The following is a 17,006-nucleotide window of genomic DNA, read 5'->3' on the forward strand; positions in this document are numbered from 1 at the left end:
CCCCGCGCCGCGGCCGCGCGGCCGGTCCTGGGGTCGACGACCGGGCCGGGTCGCCGTGCGTGTCCGGACGCGGCCCCCGGCGAAGGCCGGCAGCGTGCCGTCGACGGTCGGCACGATCGCCGGGGTGCGCAAGCACGCACAGCCGGGGTCCTGCGCGGCCGTGAAGAGGATCTGCTGCTCGAACACCGGTGTCCCGGACGGGGATTGGGCATGCGCGGGACCCGGGAGCGCGGCCGCCCCCGCCGGGAGGGCGGCCGCGGCGGCGAGGGATCCCAGACGTGCGCGAAGACGTGACGGCCGGGTGCGGCCTCCCGGGCCTCACAGGGACCGTGCGCCTAATCGGTGTGCTCGCGGCGGCGCAGTACGGCCGGCAGGACGGGAAGCACGGCCGCGGGCCCGGGACTCGGCGACGGCCCGCCCGCCGCGCCCGACGTGCGGCAGACCAGGGCGTCCGGATCGTCGGCCGGGACCTGGAGGGTGTAGCCGTCCGGGCAGGCCGGTCCCGGGTCGCCCTTGGGGCCGGTGTCGCCCTTGGGTCCCTGCGGACCCTGGACACCCCGGGTGCCGTCGGTCCCGGAACTGCCCGAGGGTCCGGTGGCGCCGTCGGCCCCGGCCGCTCCGGGGTCGCCGGGCGGACCCGACGGACCCGGCGAACCCTCCGGTCCCTCCTGCCCCTTGGGGCCCTCGGGCCCTTCGGGGCCGGGCGGTCCGGACGGGCCGGGCTCGCCGCGAGGGCCCGGCGAGCCGGAGGCCCCCGGCTCGCCGCCCGCGCCCCGGTCGCCCTTGTCGCCCTTCTGCCCGGGGGCGCCGGGCAGGGGCGCGGGCACCCGGATCCGGTCGATCAGGCCGTCGACCGCCTCGGACGGGTCGGGCGCCGCCGGGGTGCCGCCGCCGGCCCGGACCTGGGCGCGCAGCGCGCGGACGTCCTGGGCCAGCGTGGACACGGCCTGGCCGCGCCGGTCGGCCTCGGCCTGCATCTGGTCGGCGCGGCGGTTCCCGGCGTCGATGCGCGCCCAGAGGATCACGGCGACCCCGGACAGCGCGAGCAGTACGCAGACCAGGAAGACGCTGCGCCAGCGTGCGGCGAGCAGCCGCTCGAAACGGGACCTCACGGGGCACCTCCGAGCCGGTGGATGTCGAGTCTGAGCCGCGCGATCTCCGACTGATCGGCGGCGTGCAGCGAGGACAACTCGCTGATGCGCGTCTCCCGTTCGGCCACCTGGCGTTCGAGACGGTCGCGCTCGGACTGGAGTTTCTCCGTCAGGCTGGAGTAGCCGCTGAGCGCGTTCTCCCCACGTTTGCCGAGATAGGCCACGGCGGCGGCGCCCAGCACGCCCGCGGCCGCCAGTAACGAGCCGAGCAGGGTGGTGCCGGCATCCAAGTCATTGCCTCCCACTCGGACGACGGGCCGCACCTGGAGCGGCCCGCTGACTCATCCACAAGTCGCATCACTCATCCACAAGTAACGAGCCGCGCGCCGCGGGGGTGTGTGAAGCCGGAGGACTACGCCGGATGGGTGGCGCGGGGGTGCCCGCGTGGACGCATAGATGCAGATTTCGCGGCCGGAGCACCACTTTGCCCCGGCCGGCGCGCGACTCGATCACCGCGAGTGCCCGTGCCCCGCTCTCGGCGGCCGAACGTGACCAGTTCACGGCCCTGTTGATCCGGATCTCGGGCACGGAGGGCCGACGGCGGATAACGTTCCGTCATGACCGCACCTCTCGCCCTCGACCCCGCGCGCACCGCCCTGGTCCTCGTCGATCTGATGGACCGGATCGTCGCGCTGCCGCTGGAGCCCCACAAGGGGTCCGAAGTCCTCCTCGCCGCCCAGGAGTTGGCGGCGGTGTTCCGCCGGGTGGGCGCGCCCGTCGTGCTGATCCGCGTCGAACGCACCGGCGTCGCCGAGCAGCCGCCCGGCAGCGGGCTGGCCGCCGGACTGGCCCAGGACGGCGATCTCGAGATCGTCAAGCGGACCATCGGCGGCTTCCAGGGCACGGACCTGGACGAGCGGCTGCGTGAACACGGTGTGCGCACGCTGGTGTTCGGCGGTGTCGCCACCAACCTCGGTGTGGAGTCCACCGCCCGCGCCGCCGGAGACCTCGGCTACGACCTGGTCTTCGTCGAGGACGCCATGTCGGCGTTCACCGCGGCCGAGCACGACGCGTCGGTGCGGCTGGACTTTCCGCGGCTGGGGACGGTGGTCGCGGCCGGGGAGGTGCGGTTCGTGGGATGAGGCGCGCCCGCCCCGGCCGCACCTGCCCCGGCCACCTGGCTCAGACCAGCGTCCCGCCGCCGTCCACCGTCACGACCGAGCCCGTGCTGTAGCCGCCGCGCATCAGGTACAGGTACGCCTCGGCGACGTCGGCGGGTTCGCCGACGCGGCCCACCGGGAGGGCGCCCGCGGTGGACGCGTACAGGCCCTCGCGGTCGGCCTCGGACAGGTCGCGCCACAGGCGATGCTGCCCGGTGACCACCCGCTGGCCGGCAAGCAGGAGCTGGCCCTGGCCGACCTGGAGGGCGAGGCGTGGCTGCGCTACGCCGATCCCGGCCCCGACGACGTGCCGATCCGCACCGTCGAGGAGAAGTTCGAGCGGGTGGCGGCGGGCACAAGCATCACGCTCGTACCGGCGTCGATCGCCGAGCAGTACTCCCGCCCCGGCATCACCTATGTGCCGGTGCCGGACGCCGAGCCCGACCAGGTGTTCCTGGCCTGGGAGACCAGCCGCCGCTCACCGCTCGTCGCGGCCTTCGCGCAGGCGGCGCGCTCCCTGTCCTGAGGCGGGGCCCCTGCGGCGCAGGGGGCGCTCCCCGCCGGCCGGGGCCCCGCCGCCGTGACGCGGGGAGGCGACTCACCCCTGGGCGGCCGCGGTCCGCAGAGCGATGCGATCCTCGCCCGCGTACACGTTCATGGAGCTGCCCCGCAGGAATCCCACCAGGGTCAGCCCGGTCTCCGCGGCCAGGTCCACGGCCAGCGAGGACGGTGCCGAGACGGCCGCCAGTACGGGGACGCCGGCCATCACGGCCTTCTGGGCCAGCTCGAAGGAGGCCCGGCCCGAGACCAGCAGGACCGCCCGGGACAGCGGCAGGTTCCCGTGCTGCAGGGCGCGGCCCACCAGCTTGTCGACCGCGTTGTGCCGGCCCACGTCCTCCCGTACGTCCAGCAGCTCGCCGTCCTCGCCGAACAGGGCCGCGGCGTGCAGGCCCCCGGTCCGGTCGAAGACCCGCTGGGCGGCCCGCAGCCGGTCGGGGAGGCTCGCGAGCAGCTCGGGCTCGACGCGGACCGGGGGAGTGTCGGCGATCGGCCAGCGCGCCGTCGTACGGACCGCGTCCAGGCTCGCCTTGCCGCACAGGCCGCAGGACGACGTCGTGTAGACGTTCCGCTCCAGCGTGATGTCGGGGATCGCCACGCCCGGCGCCGTCGTCACGTCCACCACGTTGTACGTGTTCGACCCGTCGGCCGTGGCGCCCGCGCAGTACACGATGTTCTGCAGGTCCGACCGCTCGGCCAGCACGCCCTCGCTCACCAGGAAGCCCGCGGCCAGGGCGAAGTCGTCGCCCGGGGTGCGCATGGTGATCGCGAGCGGCCTGCCGTTGAGCCTGATCTCCAGGGGTTCCTCGGCGACGAGCGTGTCCGGGCGGGTGGAGACGGCTCCGTCCCGGATGCGGATCACCTTGCGTCGTTCCGTGACTCGTCCCATGTCGTGCCTCAGTCCCGGTTCTGTACGTGCTGGTAGCCGAAGCGGCCCTTGATGCAGAGGTTGCCGTGGGTCACCGGGTTGTCGTGCGGCGAGGTGACCTTCACGATCTCATTGTCCTGCACGTGCAGCGTGAGGTTGCAGCCCACTCCGCAGTAGGCGCAGATCGTCGTCGTCTCCGTCTGCGCCGACTCGTCCCAGGTACCCGCCGCGCGCATGTCGAACTCGGACTTGAACGACAGCGCCCCCGTGGGGCAGACCTCGATGCAGTTGCCGCAGTACACGCACGCCGAGTCGGTCAGCGCGGCGTCCTGCTCGACCGCGATCCGCGCGTCGAAGCCGCGGCCGGCGACCGAGATCGCGAAGGTGTTCTGCCACTGGTCGCCGCAGGCGTCCACGCACTTGTAGCAGAGGATGCACTTGTCGTAGTCGCGCACGTACAGATCGTTGTCGACCCTCGGTTCCTCGTTCAGGCGGGCCGCGTCCGGGCCGAAGCGGTCCGGCTTCGCCTCGTACTCCTTGATCCATTCGGCGACCTGTGGAGTCGTCGACAGGTCGACCGAGGAGGCGAGGAGTTCGAGGACGATCCTGCGGCTGTGGCGGGCCCGCTCCGTGCCGGTGCGCACCTCCATACCGGGTTCGGCCCTGCGGGAGCAGGCCGGGACCAGGGTCCGGGAGCCCTCCACCTCGACCACGCAGAGGCGGCAGGCGTTCTTGGGCCGCAGCGTGTCCCCCTCGCACAGGGTCGGGATGTCCTTCCCGGACGCCCGGCAGGCGTCCAGGATCGTCGAGCCCTCGGGAGCGCGGACCGGCTCCCCGTCGAGGGTGAACTCCAGCAGCCGGCGCGGGATCCCCAGCGGTGTCACGGTCATTCGTACGCCCCCAGACGGTCGATGGCGGATTCCACGGCGTTCCACGCGGTCTGCCCCAGACCGCAGATCGAGGCGTCCCGCATCGCGCGGCCGACCTCCCTGAGCAGGGCGATGTCGCCGGCCGCTGCCGCGCCCGTGCGCTCCACGATCCGGTGCAGCGCCTCCTCCTGGCGAACGGTCCCGACCCGGCAGGGCACGCACTGACCGCAGGACTCGTCACGGAAGAACTCCGCGATGCGCAGCAGCAGCCGGGGCAGCGGAACGGTGTCGTCGAAGGCCAGCACCACGCCCGAGCCGAGCGTGGTGCCCGCCTCCCGGGTGCCTTCGAAGGTGAGCGGGATGTCCCGTTCGTCGGCGCGTACGAAGCCCCCGGCGGCCCCGCCCAGGAGCACGGCCCGCAGCCCCGGGCGCACCCCGGCCAGCTCCAGCAGCTCCCCCAGCGTGGCGCCGAACGGCAGCTCGTAGACGCCGGGCCGGTCCACCGTGCCCGAGACGCAGTACAGCTTGGGGCCGGTGGACTTCTCCGTGCCGATCGCCGCGTAGGCCGGGGCCCCCATGGTCAGGATCGGCAGCACGTTGACCAGCGTCTCGACGTTGTTCTCCACCGTCGGCCTGCCGAACAGGCCCTTCTCCACGGGGAAGGGCGGCTTGGAGCGCGGTTCGCCCCGGTAGCCCTCGATGGAGTTGAACAGGGCCGTCTCCTCGCCGCAGATGTAGGCGCCCGCACCGCGCCGGATCTCGATGTCGAAGGCGTAGCCCTGACCGAGGACGTCGTCGCCGAGGAAACCCCGCGCGCGTGCCTGCGCGATCGCGTGCTCCATGCGCCGCAGTGCGCGCGGATACTCGCCGCGCAGATAGACGTACCCCCGGTGCGCGCCGGTCGCGTACGCGGCGATCGTCATCGCCTCCACCAGCGCGTACGGGTCGCCCTCCATGATCACGCGGTCCTTGAAGGTGCCCGGCTCCGACTCGTCGGCGTTGCACACCAGGTGGTGGGGGCGGTCGGGCTGCGCCGCCGTGGCCTGCCACTTGCGGCCGGTGGGGAAGGCGGCGCCGCCGCGCCCGACCAGGCCGGAGTCGGTGACCTCGCGGATGACTCCGGCGGGACCGAGCGCGAAGGCCCGGCGCAGGGCGGTGTAGCCGCCGTGCGAGCGGTAGTCGTCCAGCGACGACGGGTCCACCACGCCGACGCGGCCGAGCAGGGTCAGCCCGGGGCTCCCGGCCTGGGGCACCGCCATCGCCGCCGGGGGTTCCTCCGGTGCCGAGTCCGGCGAGCTCGCGGCCAGCACGGCCGCGTGCACGGTCGCGGGCGCCGACACCGCCGTACGCACGGGATCCCCGGCCTTGACCGCGAGCGCGGCCGGCGCCCGCTCGCACAGGCCCAGGCAGGGGCTGCGCTCGACATGGACGCCGCTGCCGGGGCCGAGCCGGGACTCCACGCCCGCGCACAGCTCGGACGCCCCGGCCGCCGCGCACGCGAGGTCGGTGCAGACGTGCAGGACGGTGGCCGGACGCGGCTTCACCGAGAACATGGCGTAGAAGGTGGCCACGCCGTACGCCTCCGCCGGCGGCACGGTCAGCCGCCGGCACAGGTAGTCGAGGGCCCCCTCGCTGATCCAGCCGATCCGGTCGTTGATCGCGTGCAGCCCCGGCAGCAGCAGGTCGCGCCGGTCCCTGGCCTCGCGGCCCCCGCGCGCCCACCTGAGGTCGGCGGCCCGCATCGCGTCGCGGGCGGCGCCCTCCCAGGAGGACTCCGGAGGGCCGAGCAGCGAGTCCACGGCCGCCCGTTCCTCGTCCGTCGGCTTGCTGTCGCCGAAGTGCAGATCCACCAGGTCACCTCACGATGGTCGCGACGGGAAGCTTCTCGATCCGGATGGCCGACGCCTTGAACTCCGCCGTGCCGGCGATCGGGCAGTTGGCCTCGATCGTCAGGCTGTTGGTGTCCACCTCGTCGGGGAAGTGCATGGTCATGAAGGCGAGTCCGGGCCGCAGCGCCGGATCGACCCACACCGGGGCCACGACCGCGCCCCGCCGGGAGGAGACCTGGACCTCCTCGCCCACCACGACCCCGTACCGCTCGGCGTCCTCCGGGCTCAGCTCGACGTACTCGCCGCGCCGCAGCGGGGAGGCGTAACCGCCGCTCTGCACACCGGTGTTGTAGGAGTCCAGGCGCCGGCCGGTGGTCAGCCGGAGCGGGTACCGCTCGTCCGTGAGGTCGACCGGCGGATCGTGCCGGACGAGCCCGAACGGCGCCGGCCTTCCCCGCCGGCCGGGGTCCGTCTCCCACAACCGGCCGTGCAGATGGCTCGGTTCGAGCCCGTCGGTGCTCGGGCAGGGCCACTGGATGCCCTGGTGCTCCTCCAGCCGGCCGTACGTCATGCCGTAGTGGTCGGGGGAGACGGACCTGAGCTCGTTCCAGACGGCCTCGGAGTCGGCGTACTTCCAGTCGTGGCCGAGGCGTGCGGCGATGTCGCACATGATGTCGACGTCCTCGCGGGCCTCGCCGGGCGGGTCGACCGCCTTGCGCACCCGCTGCACCCGCCGCTCGCTGCTGGTGGTCGTGCCGTCGGTCTCCGCCCAGCCCGCGGTCGCGGGCAGCACGACGTCGGCGAGCTCGGCCGTCCTCGTGAGGAAGATGTCCTGGACGGCGAGGAAGTCGAGCTGCCGCATGCGGCGCACCGCCTGCTCGCTGTCGGCCTCCGACTGGGCCGGGTTCTCGCCGATGCAGTAGACGGCCCGGACCGAGCCGTCCTCCATCGCCTCGAACATCTCGGTCAGGTTCAGGCCGTAGTGGGGCTGGATGGCGGTGTCCCAGGCCGACTCGAACTTCAGCCGGGTGTCGGGGTCGAGGATGTCCTGGAAGCCGGGCAGGCGGTTGGGGATGGCGCCCATGTCGCCGCCGCCCTGCACGTTGTTCTGGCCGCGCAGCGGCTGCAGCCCGGCGCCGTAGTGCCCCACTTGACCGGTCAGCAGGGAGAGGTTGATCAGCGCGCGGACGTTGTCGGTGCCGTTGTGGTGCTCGGTGATGCCGAGGGTCCAGCACAGCTGGGCGCGCTCGGCGCGGGCGTAGGCGTGCGCCAGTTCCTTGATGGCCCTGGCCGGTACGCCCGTCACCTTCTCGGCGAGCGAGAGCGTCCACGGCTCGACGAGCTTCCTGTACTCCTCGTAGCCGGTGGTGGCCCGTTCGATGAACGCCTCGTTGGCCAGGCCCGCGTGGATGATCTCGCGGGCGAGGGCGTGCGCCATCGGGATGTCGGTGCCGACGTTGAGGCCGAGCCAGCTCTCCGCCCACTCGGCGGTGGAGGTGCGGCGCGGGTCGACGGCGTACATCCGGGCGCCGTTCCTGATCCCCTTGAGCACGTGCTGGAAGAAGATCGGGTGCGCGAAGCGGGCGTTGGAGCCCCACATCACGATGACGTCCGTGTGCTCGATCTCCTCGTAGGAGGAGGTTCCGCCGCCCGAGCCGAACGCCGCCGAGAGGCCGGCGACGCTCGGCGCGTGGCAGGTGCGGTTGCAGGAGTCGACGTTGTTGGTGCCCATCACGACCCGCGCGAACTTCTGCGCCACGTAGTTCATCTCGTTGGTCGCGCGGGCGCAGGCGAACATGCCGAACGCGCCGCGGTTGCGCTCCAGGCCCCGCGCCACCCGGTCCAGGGCCTCCTCCCAGGTGGCCCGCCGCAGCGGCTCGTCGCGGGAGTCCCGTACGAGGGGATGGGTCAGTCGGGTGTAGGTCTTCGGTTGCCGCTTCCTCATACGAGACTCCTCATGCGGCGCTCCTCAGCGCGAGCAGGTCCGAGATGGCGTGCACGGTGCGCAGGGTGGGCACGTCGACGCCGGTGATCTCCGCCAACTCGACGACGGCGGACAGCAGTACGTCGAGTTCGAGCGGCTTGCCGCGCTCCAGGTCCTGGAGCGTGGAGGTGCGGTGGTCGCCGACCTTCTCGGCGCCCGCGAGCCGGCGTTCGATGGAGATGCCGACCTCGCAGCCGAGGGCCTCGGCGACGGCGAGCGTCTCGGCCATCATGGTCTCGATGACCTTGCGGGTGCCGCCGTGCAGGCACATCTGCCGCATGGTGGCGCGGGCCAGCGCGCTGATCGGGTTGAAGGAGATGTTGCCGAGCAGCTTGAGCCAGATGTCGTTGCGCAGATCCGGCTCCACCGGGCACTTCAGCCCACCGGCGACCATGGCCTCACTGAACTCCGCGCAGCGTGCGGAGATGCTGCGGTCGGGCTCGCCGACGGAGAACCGGGTGCCTTCCAAGTGCCGTACGACACCCGGCTCTTCGAGTTCGGTCGCCGCGTAGACGACGCATCCGACGGCCCGTTCGGGCGCGAGCACCGCACTGACCGCGCCGTCCGGGTCCACGCTGTCGACGCGGTGGCCGTCGTAGGGGCCGCCGTGCCGGTGGAAGTACCACCAGGGGATGCCGTTCTGGGCGGCGACGACCGCCGTGCCGCCGTGCAGCAGTGGCTCGATCAGCGGCCCGCACGCCGCGTACGAGTTGGCCTTCAGGCCGAGGAAGACGTAGTCGACCGGGCCGATCTCGGCCGGGTCGTCGGTGGCGTGGGCGCGCGCGGTGAAGTCGCCGCGCGGGCTGAGCACCCTGACTCCGTGCTGCCTCATGGCCGCGAGATGCGGTCCACGGGCCACGAGATGCACGTCGGCGCCGGCGCGATGCAGCGCGGCTCCGACATAGGCGCCGATCGCACCGGCGCCGAGGACTGCGACTTTCATGACGAGGGAGCTCCGTTCGGTCGAGGGTACCGAGGAGTTGTCGAACTTCGTCGACTGAATATTGTCTACAGTATGGTGAGGGGGGCAGCAAGAGGTCGCGCACGCTTTGGGAAACCGGTCGGTCCGACCGTTCGTCGCGTGCTGGATACCGTTCACCGCATACGGTCGACCCGTCGCCTGTTCAACAACCTTGCGACTGCCTACCGTTCGGGATCATGAGTCCCCCCGTCGCACCCGCCGGCTGGAGCCGCTGGCTCGTTCCCCCCGCCGCGCTCGCCGTCCACCTCTCCATCGGCCAGGCCTACGCCTGGAGCGTGTTCAAGCCGCCCCTCGAGTCCGCGCTGGGTCTCAGCGGCACGCAGAGCGCGCTGCCCTTCCAGCTCGGCATCGTCATGCTGGGCCTGTCGGCCGCGTTCGGCGGCACGCTGGTGGAGCGCAAGGGGCCGCGCTGGGCGATGACCGTCGCCCTGATCTGCTTCTCGTCCGGCTTCCTGCTCTCCTCGCTCGGCGCCTACACCGAGCAGTACTGGCTGATCGTCCTCGGCTACGGCTTCGTCGGCGGCGTCGGCCTGGGCATCGGCTACATCTCCCCCGTCTCCACCCTGATCAAGTGGTTCCCGGACCGGCCCGGCATGGCCACCGGCATCGCGATCATGGGCTTCGGCGGCGGCGCGCTCATCGCCTCGCCGTGGTCGGCGCAGATGCTGGAGTCGTTCGGCACCGACAGCTCCGGGATCGCGCTCGCGTTCCTGGTGCACGGGCTGTCGTACGCCCTGTTCATGTCCCTGGGGGTGCTGCTGGTGCGGGTCCCGCGCACCGAGAAGCCGGTCGCGGGCGCGCCGAGCGTCCTGCGGGGTCCGCAGGTCTCCGCGCGCAGCGCCGTACGGACCCCGCAGTTCTGGCTGCTGTGGTTCGTGCTGTGCATGAACGTCACCGCGGGCATCGGCATCCTGGAGAAGGCCGCCCCGATGATCACGGACTTCTTCGCCGGCACCTCCACGCCCGTGTCGGTCTCGGCCGCGGCCGGCTTCGTCGCGCTGCTGTCCGCCGCCAACATGGCGGGCCGCATCGGCTGGTCCTCGACCTCCGACCTGATCGGCCGCAAGAACATCTACCGCGTCTACCTGGGCGTCGGTGCGCTGATGTACGCGCTGATCGCGCTGTTCGGCGACTCCTCCAAGCCGCTGTTCGTCCTGTGCGCGCTGGTGATCCTCTCCTTCTACGGCGGCGGTTTCGCCACCGTCCCCGCCTACCTCAAGGACCTGTTCGGCACCTACCAGGTCGGTGCCATCCACGGCCGGCTGCTCACCGCCTGGTCCACGGCCGGCGTCCTCGGGCCGCTGATCGTGAACTGGATCGCCGACCGGCAGGAGAGCGCCGGAAAGCACGGCTCCGCGCTGTACGGCCTGTCCTTCCTCATCATGATCGGGCTGCTCGTCGTCGGTTTCGTCGCCAACGAGCTCGTCCGCCCCGTCGACGCCCGCCACCACATCCCCGCCCCGAGGGAGGCCGCCGATGTCGCACGACAGCAGCCAGAGTCCGCCTGACCTTCCGCACGCCGCGCCTCGTTCGAGCGGGGGGACCCGCATCCCGCTGATCGCCTTCTCCTGGCTGTGGGTGGGGGCGCCGCTCGTCTACGGCCTGTACGAACTCATCCGCAAGGCGACCCAGTTGTTCACGGGGTGAGGCGGCACCGGGTGCCTGTTCGGCAGGTGTTCGGGCGTCCGAGAGCCTGACGGAATCCGACAACCCGAACGCCGTAATCCTGTCAGCTCGGCTGTCTTCGTACCCGTGAGTCACTGATCAGACTGGTGGATCCGCTACCCAAGGCAACGAGGGGGACCACCGCATGAACGGCTCGCGCATCGCCGCAGTCGGCCACTACCAGCCCGCCAGGGTGCTCACCAACGAGGACCTGGCGGGCATGGTCGACACCAGTGACGAGTGGATCACGTCGCGGGTGGGCATCCGCACGCGCCACATCGCCGGGCCCGACGAGCCGGTCGACGAGCTGGCCGGCCACGCCGCCGCCAAGGCGCTCGCCGCGGCCGGCCTCGCCCCGGGCGACATCGACCTGGTACTGGTCGCCACCTCGACCGCCGTCGACCGCTCGCCCAACATGGCCGCCCGGGTCGCCGCCCGGCTCGGCATCCCCTCGCCCGCCGCGATGGACGTCAACGTCGTCTGCGCCGGGTTCACCCACGCCCTGGCCACCGCCGACCACGCGGTGCGGGCGGGCGCCTCGGGCCGCGCGCTGGTCATCGGCGCGGACAAGATGTCCGCGGTGACCGACTGGAGCGACCGCACCACCTGCGTGCTGGTCGGCGACGGCGCGGGGGCCGCCGTCGTGGAGGCGACGAACGACGTGGGCATCGGTCCCGTGCTGTGGGGCTCGGTGCCCGAGATGGGGAACGCCGTGCGGATCGAGGGCACCCCGCCGCGCTTCGCCCAGGAGGGCCAGAGCGTCTACCGCTGGGCGACCACCCAGCTGCCGCCCATCGCCCGCAAGGCCTGCGAGCGCGCCGGGCTCGCCCCCGAGGACCTGGCCGCGGTCGTGCTGCACCAGGCGAACCTGCGCATCATCGAGCCCCTCGCCGAGAAGCTGGGCGCGGTCAACGCCGTCGTCGCGCGGGACGTCTCCGAGTCCGGGAACACCTCGGCGGCGAGTATTCCGCTCGCCTTCTCCAAGCTCGTCGAACAGGGCGCGATCTCCACCGGCGACCCGGTCCTGCTCTTCGGCTTCGGCGGGAATCTCTCCTACGCCGGGCAGGTCGTCCGCTGCCCATGACCTGCGGGTACGGCAAGGTGTGACACATCAGACTCCCCGTCCGACTGGCCCCTGTGCGCCGTAGACTGTAGACGAAAGACAATTCATACTGGCTTTCCGGCTGCAGGTTGCTCCGTGCCGCCAAGGAGGGGGACCGACCGATGTTGTCGACAGGACTGCCGCAGGGCGCGGTGCCCAAGCTCGAACGGCCCGGCCCGCTGCGCGACCGCGTCTACGAGGCGCTCCTCGAACTCATCACCACGCGCGCGCTGCAGCCCGGCCAGCATCTCGTGGAGAGCGAACTCGCGGGCCACCTCGGGGTGTCCCGGCAGCCGGTGCGCGAGGCGCTGCAGCGCCTCAACACCGAGGGCTGGGTCGATCTGCGGCCCGCCCAGGGCGCGTTCGTGCACGAGCCCACCGAGGAGGAGGCCGACCAGCTCCTGACGGTCCGCACCCTCCTGGAGGCGGAGGCCGCCCGGCTCGCCGCGGCCAATGCGAACGCCGCGGGCATCAAGGCCCTAGAGGACCTCTGCGCGGAGGGCGAGAAGGCCGTCGCCGCGGACGACGTGGACGGGGCCGTCGGCATGAACGCCCGCTTCCACGCCAAGATCATGGAGCTCGCCGGCAACGCCGTGCTGTCCGAGCTGGCCGCCCAGGTGGACCGCCGGGTGCGCTGGTACTACACGCCGATCGCCCGGCAGCGCGGCAGCCAGTCCTGGATCGAGCACCGCGCGCTGATCGCCGCGATCGTGGAGCGGGACGAGCAGCGGGCCACCCAGCTGATGCGCGAGCACACGGAGCACACCCGGCGTTCGTACCACGAGCGCGTGAAGTCGTAGCGAAGCGGCGGCCGTTGGGCCGCTGGAGGCATGCGTCCCCGTCTTTGTCCTGTCCGTGGAGAAAGTCGTGGCAATTCCCGCACGACTTCTTCCCAGGTTCGGCGGCCGCTGCTACGTTCCCCTCGAAAGCCCGAACGCAGGCGTGGCCACTGAGGCGGGGAGGGGCTCGTGAGACGTATGACGGCACGACCCGCCAATGCTCACCAGGCCAAGCTGCTCAAGCTGTTGCGGGACGAGGGCCCCAACTCCCGTGCGCAGCTGGGCGATCTGGTCGACCTGTCACGGTCCAAGCTGGCCGTGGAGGTGGACCGGCTGCTGGAGACGGGCCTGGCCGTGGCCGACGGACTCGCCGCCTCGCGCGGCGGCCGCCGCTCCCACAACATCCGGCTCAATCCCGAGCTGCGCTTCCTCGGTGTGGACATCGGCGCGACCTCCGTCGACGTCGCGGTCACCAACGCCGAGCTGGAGATCCTCGGACACCTCAACCAGCCCATGGACGTACGCGAGGGGCCGGTCGCGGTGTTCGAGCAAGTGCTGTCCATGGCCGCCAAGTTGAGGGCATCCGGGCTGGCGGAGGGCTTCGACGGCGCCGGCATCGGCGTCCCGGGCCCGGTCCGCTTCCCCGAGGGCGTCCCCGTGGCTCCGCCGATCATGCCGGGCTGGGACGGCTTCCCCGTGCGGGAGGCGCTCAGCCAGGACCTCGGCTGCCCGGTCATGGTCGACAACGACGTGAACCTGATGGCGATGGGGGAGATGCACGCGGGCGTCGCGCGCTCCGTGGGCGACTTCCTCTGCGTCAAGATCGGTACCGGCATCGGCTGCGGCATCGTCGCCGGCGGTGAGGTCCACCGCGGGGCGACGGGCAGCGCCGGCGACATCGGGCACATCCAGGCCGTGCCCGGCGGACGCCCGTGCGCCTGCGGCAACCGGGGCTGTCTGGAGGCACACTTCGGCGGGGCGGCCCTCGCCCGGGACGCCGTGGAGGCGGCCGAGCAGGGGCGGTCGGACGAACTCGCGAGCCGGCTGGAGGCGAACGGCACCCTGAGCGCCGTCGACGTCGCCGCCGCGGCGGCCGCGGGCGACGCCACCGCCCTCGGCCTGATCCGCGCGGGCGGAGACCGCACCGGCCAGGTCATCGCCGGACTGGTCTCCTTCTTCAACCCGGGCCTGGTGGTGATCGGCGGCGGGGTGACCGGCCTCGGCCACACCCTGCTCGCCGCGATCCGCACCCAGGTCTACCGCCAGTCGCTGCCCCTGGCGACGGGCAACCTGCCCATCGTGCTGGGGGAGCTCGGAGCGACCGCCGGAGTCATCGGCGCGGCCCGGCTCATCAGCGACCACCTGTTCTCACCCGCGTAAGCACTCGGTTCGTACCCGGTCCCCGGCTCGCACGTCGTACCCGGCGCCGGCTCGCCCGTCGTACCCGGCACTCGGCTCGCACTACGTACCCGGCACCCGGCACCCAGCACAGCGCCCCGCTTCGCCCTGCCCTGAACTCGGCTGTCCGAAAGCACCCTGAAACCGGCCCGCACGCCCGCCAAGGGGATCCGTATGGCTCCAGAACCACCGCTGCTCAGCATGTCCGGCATCACCAAGTCCTTTCCCGGAGTCCGGGCCCTCGACGGCGTCGACCTCGAGGTCCAGGCCGGTGAAGTGCACTGCCTGCTCGGCCAGAACGGCGCCGGCAAGTCCACCCTGATCAAGGTGCTGGCCGGCGCCCACCAGCCCGACACCGGCGCCATCCGCTGGCGGGGCGAGGAGGTCACCCTCCGCTCGCCGATCGCCGCCATGCGCCTCGGTATCGCCACCATCTACCAGGAACTCGACCTGGTGGAGCATCTGTCGGTGGCCGAGAACGTCCACCTCGGGCACGAGCCGACCGTCGCCGGCTTCGTCGTACGGTCGAAGGCGGCCAAGGCCGCGACCGCCGCCCTGCTCGGGCGGCTCGGGCATCCGGAGATCGAACCCGCCCGGCCGGTGGGGGAGTTGTCGGCGGCGCAGCGGCAGATCGTGTCCATGGCGCGGGCGCTCTCCCACGACGTACGGCTCATCGTGATGGACGAGCCGTCCGCCGCGCTCGACCCGGACGAGGTCGACAACCTCTTCCGCATCGTCGGCGACCTGACCGCCGAGGGCGTCGCCGTCGTCCACATCTCCCACCGGCTGGAGGAGATCAGGCGGATCGGCGACCGTGTGACCGTGCTGAAGGACGGCCGGGCCGTCGCCGGCGGACTGCCCGCGAAGTCCACGCCGACCCGCGAGGTGGTCGCACTGATGACGGGCCGCAACGTGGAGTACGTCTTCCCGGAGCGGCCCGCCTCGGCCCCGGCGGGCACGCCGGTGCTGGAGGTGCGCGGCCTCACCCGGCACGGCGAGTTCGAGCCGCTGGACCTGGACGTCCACCCCGGCGAGATCGTCGGGCTGGCAGGGCTGGTCGGCTCCGGGCGCTCCGAGATCCTGGAGACGGTCTACGGAGCCCGTAAGGCGTCCGGCGGTCAAGTCCAGGTCGACGGGCGGGTGTTGCGGACCGGCAGTGTGCGCGCGGCCGTCCGCGCCGGGGTCGGACTCGCCCCCGAGGAGCGCAAGGCACAGGCCCTGCTCATGCTGGAGTCCGTCACCCGCAACGTCTCGGTCTCCTCCATGTCCCGCTTCTCACACGGGGGTTGGATCGACCGGCGGTCCGAGACACGGGCGGCGCGGGCGGCCACCCGCGCGCTGTCGCTGCGGCCCGACAATCCCTCCGTGCCGGTGCGCACCCTGTCCGGCGGCAACCAGCAGAAGGCCGTGCTGGCGCGCTGGCTGCTGCGCGGCTGCCGGGTGCTGCTGCTGGACGAGCCGACCCGGGGCGTGGACGTGGGCGCCCGCGCCGAGCTGTACGCCGTGATCCGCCGTCTCGCCGACGAGGGACTCGCCGTGCTGCTGGTCTCCAGCGAGGTCCCCGAGGTGCTCGGCCTCGCCGACCGCGTGCTGGTGCTCCGCGAGGGCCGTGTCGTGCACACCGCGCCCGCCCGCGAACTGGACGAACACCGCGTACTCGACCTGGTCATGGAAGGAGGCCCGGCCTCATGACGCAGCATGCCTCCCCGCCACGGGACACCACCGACAAGGTGCCGGCGGTGGGCCGACCACCGCACTGGCGCCGCCTGTCCGCCCGCGCCGATGTCCGTACCCTCTCGCTCCTCGGCGTCCTCGCCGCGCTGGTCCTGATCGGCGGGATCACCACACCGGACGAGTTCCTGGACACCCGCAACCTCCAGCTCGTCCTCACCCAGGCCTCGGTCATCGGCGTCGTCACCGTCGGCATGACCTTCGTCATCGCCTCCGGCGGCATCGACCTGTCGGTCGGCGCGATCGTCGCCCTCGCCTCCGTGTGGGCGACGACGGTGGCCACCCAGGAGTACGGCCTCGCGGGCATCCTCTTCACCGCGGTGATCGTCGGCCTCGGCTGCGGCCTGGTCAACGGGCTGCTCATCGCCTACGGCGGCATGGTCCCGTTCATCGCCACCCTCGCCATGCTGGCCTCGGCGCGCGGCCTGGCGCTCCAGATCACCGACGGCAGGACGCAGATCGTCACCATAGGGAGCGTCCTCGACCTCGGCGAGCGCGACGCGTATGTGCTCGGCGTACCCCCGCTGGTGATCGTCTTCGCGATCGTGACGGTCATCGGCCGGCTCATCCTCAACCACACCACCTTCGGGCGGCGCACCGTGGCCGTCGGCGGCAACGCGGAGGCGGCCCGGCTCGCCGGCATCGACGTACGGCGCCAGCGGCTGTACCTCTACCTGCTGTCGGGGCTGTGCTGCGGCATCGCCGCCTTCCTGCTGATCATCCTGTCCGGCTCCGGCCAGAACACCAACGGCAACCTCTACGAACTGGACGCCATCGCGGCCGCGATCATCGGCGGCACGCTGCTCAACGGGGGTCGCGGCACCATCACCGGCTCCGTGCTCGGTGTCCTGATCTTCACGACGATCACCGACATCTTCGCCTTGAACAACCTGCAGAGCGACGTCCAGCAGATCGCCAAGGGCGCGATCATCGTGGCCGCCGTACTGGTCCAGCGCCGTACCGCCGGCACGACCTGAGGAAAGGGTCACT

17 protein-coding genes are annotated in these 17,006 nt (G+C 72.2%); 9 read left to right on the top strand and 8 right to left on the bottom strand.

The features are described from left to right. Positions 1-335 precede the first annotated feature (335 nt). Entirely contained in the window at positions 336-1,112 is a 777-nt protein-coding gene (locus ACIRPX_RS14440) for a collagen-like protein (RefSeq protein WP_404193258.1), read from the bottom strand. Continuing rightward, the gene (locus ACIRPX_RS14445) at positions 1,109-1,396 is read right to left on the bottom strand and encodes a hypothetical protein (protein WP_404193261.1); all 288 of its coding nucleotides are present in this window, start codon (positions 1,394-1,396) and stop codon (positions 1,109-1,111) included. Before ACIRPX_RS14445 ends, ACIRPX_RS14440 begins: the two co-directional genes overlap by 4 nt. Before the next feature lie 312 nt (positions 1,397-1,708). Between ACIRPX_RS14445 and ACIRPX_RS14450 the strand changes: the two genes are divergently transcribed. Beyond that, on the top strand, positions 1,709-2,233 hold the full coding sequence (locus tag ACIRPX_RS14450; protein ID WP_404193263.1) for an isochorismatase family protein: 525 nt from the start codon (positions 1,709-1,711) through the stop codon (positions 2,231-2,233). Between the two features lie 40 nt (positions 2,234-2,273). Here the strand turns inward: ACIRPX_RS14450 and ACIRPX_RS14455 are convergent, their stop codons facing one another. Next, positions 2,274-2,474, bottom strand: coding sequence for an SDR family oxidoreductase (locus ACIRPX_RS14455; RefSeq protein ID WP_404193266.1), 201 nt, complete (start codon positions 2,472-2,474; stop codon positions 2,274-2,276). On the opposite strand from ACIRPX_RS14455, the gene ACIRPX_RS14460 reads away from it, so the two are divergent. Continuing rightward, positions 2,457-2,777: a LysR substrate-binding domain-containing protein gene (locus tag ACIRPX_RS14460; protein WP_404193269.1), complete on the top strand. Its 321-nt coding sequence runs from the start codon at positions 2,457-2,459 to the stop codon at positions 2,775-2,777. The genes ACIRPX_RS14455 and ACIRPX_RS14460 overlap by 18 nt on opposite strands. Positions 2,778-2,849: 72 nt before the next feature. On the opposite strand, the gene fdhD is transcribed toward ACIRPX_RS14460, so the two are convergent. Genes fdhD through ACIRPX_RS14485 form a run of 5 tightly spaced genes read right to left on the bottom strand, consistent with a single transcriptional unit; the run spans position 2,850 to position 9,302 of the window. Continuing rightward, positions 2,850-3,698 carry a formate dehydrogenase accessory sulfurtransferase FdhD gene (fdhD, locus tag ACIRPX_RS14465; RefSeq protein ID WP_404193272.1) on the bottom strand — a complete coding sequence of 283 codons (849 nt, stop codon included), beginning with the start codon at positions 3,696-3,698 and terminating at the stop codon, positions 2,850-2,852. An 8-nt stretch (positions 3,699-3,706) separates the two neighbouring features. Next, positions 3,707-4,567, bottom strand: coding sequence for a 2Fe-2S iron-sulfur cluster-binding protein (locus ACIRPX_RS14470; RefSeq protein ID WP_404193275.1), 861 nt, complete (start codon positions 4,565-4,567; stop codon positions 3,707-3,709). Continuing rightward, on the bottom strand, positions 4,564-6,396 hold the full coding sequence (locus ACIRPX_RS14475) for an NAD(P)H-dependent oxidoreductase subunit E (protein ID WP_404193278.1): 1,833 nt from the start codon (positions 6,394-6,396) through the stop codon (positions 4,564-4,566). Before ACIRPX_RS14475 ends, ACIRPX_RS14470 begins: the two co-directional genes overlap by 4 nt. Positions 6,397-6,400: 4 nt before the next feature. Continuing rightward, positions 6,401-8,320, bottom strand: a complete 1,920-nt coding sequence (locus tag ACIRPX_RS14480; protein WP_404193281.1) for a molybdopterin oxidoreductase family protein — start codon at positions 8,318-8,320, stop codon at positions 6,401-6,403. Positions 8,321-8,330: 10 nt separating this feature from the next. Continuing rightward, entirely contained in the window at positions 8,331-9,302 is a 972-nt protein-coding gene (locus ACIRPX_RS14485) for a 2-dehydropantoate 2-reductase (protein WP_404193283.1), read from the bottom strand. 215 nt (positions 9,303-9,517) lie between these two features. On the opposite strand from ACIRPX_RS14485, the gene ACIRPX_RS14490 reads away from it, so the two are divergent. From ACIRPX_RS14490 to ACIRPX_RS14520, 7 genes are all read left to right on the top strand, one after another. Then, the gene (locus tag ACIRPX_RS14490) at positions 9,518-10,849 is read left to right on the top strand and encodes an OFA family MFS transporter (protein ID WP_404193286.1); all 1,332 of its coding nucleotides are present in this window, start codon (positions 9,518-9,520) and stop codon (positions 10,847-10,849) included. Continuing rightward, a complete protein-coding gene (locus ACIRPX_RS14495) occupies positions 10,818-10,988 on the top strand; it encodes a hypothetical protein (protein ID WP_404193289.1) in 171 nt (56 codons plus the stop codon). Before ACIRPX_RS14490 ends, ACIRPX_RS14495 begins: the two co-directional genes overlap by 32 nt. Before the next feature lie 163 nt (positions 10,989-11,151). Continuing rightward, positions 11,152-12,090, top strand: coding sequence for a beta-ketoacyl-ACP synthase III (locus ACIRPX_RS14500; RefSeq protein ID WP_404193291.1), 939 nt, complete (start codon positions 11,152-11,154; stop codon positions 12,088-12,090). Between the two features lie 140 nt (positions 12,091-12,230). Next, positions 12,231-12,908 (top strand): GntR family transcriptional regulator, encoded by a 678-nt coding sequence (locus ACIRPX_RS14505; protein ID WP_404193294.1) that lies wholly within the window; start codon positions 12,231-12,233, stop codon positions 12,906-12,908. Between the two features lie 177 nt (positions 12,909-13,085). Then, positions 13,086-14,267 (top strand): ROK family protein, encoded by a 1,182-nt coding sequence (locus ACIRPX_RS14510; protein ID WP_404193296.1) that lies wholly within the window; start codon positions 13,086-13,088, stop codon positions 14,265-14,267. A 192-nt stretch (positions 14,268-14,459) separates the two neighbouring features. Then, a complete protein-coding gene (locus ACIRPX_RS14515) occupies positions 14,460-15,977 on the top strand; it encodes a sugar ABC transporter ATP-binding protein (protein ID WP_404193298.1) in 1,518 nt (505 codons plus the stop codon). Beyond that, positions 15,974-16,993, top strand: a complete 1,020-nt coding sequence (locus ACIRPX_RS14520; RefSeq protein ID WP_404193300.1) for an ABC transporter permease — start codon at positions 15,974-15,976, stop codon at positions 16,991-16,993. Before ACIRPX_RS14515 ends, ACIRPX_RS14520 begins: the two co-directional genes overlap by 4 nt. The last annotated feature ends 13 nt before the right edge of the window (positions 16,994-17,006 follow it).

It is taken from the genome of Streptomyces sp. NPDC101225, from assembly GCF_044767585.1.
In the GTDB taxonomy this organism is placed as follows: Bacteria; Actinomycetota; Actinomycetes; order Streptomycetales; family Streptomycetaceae; genus Streptomyces.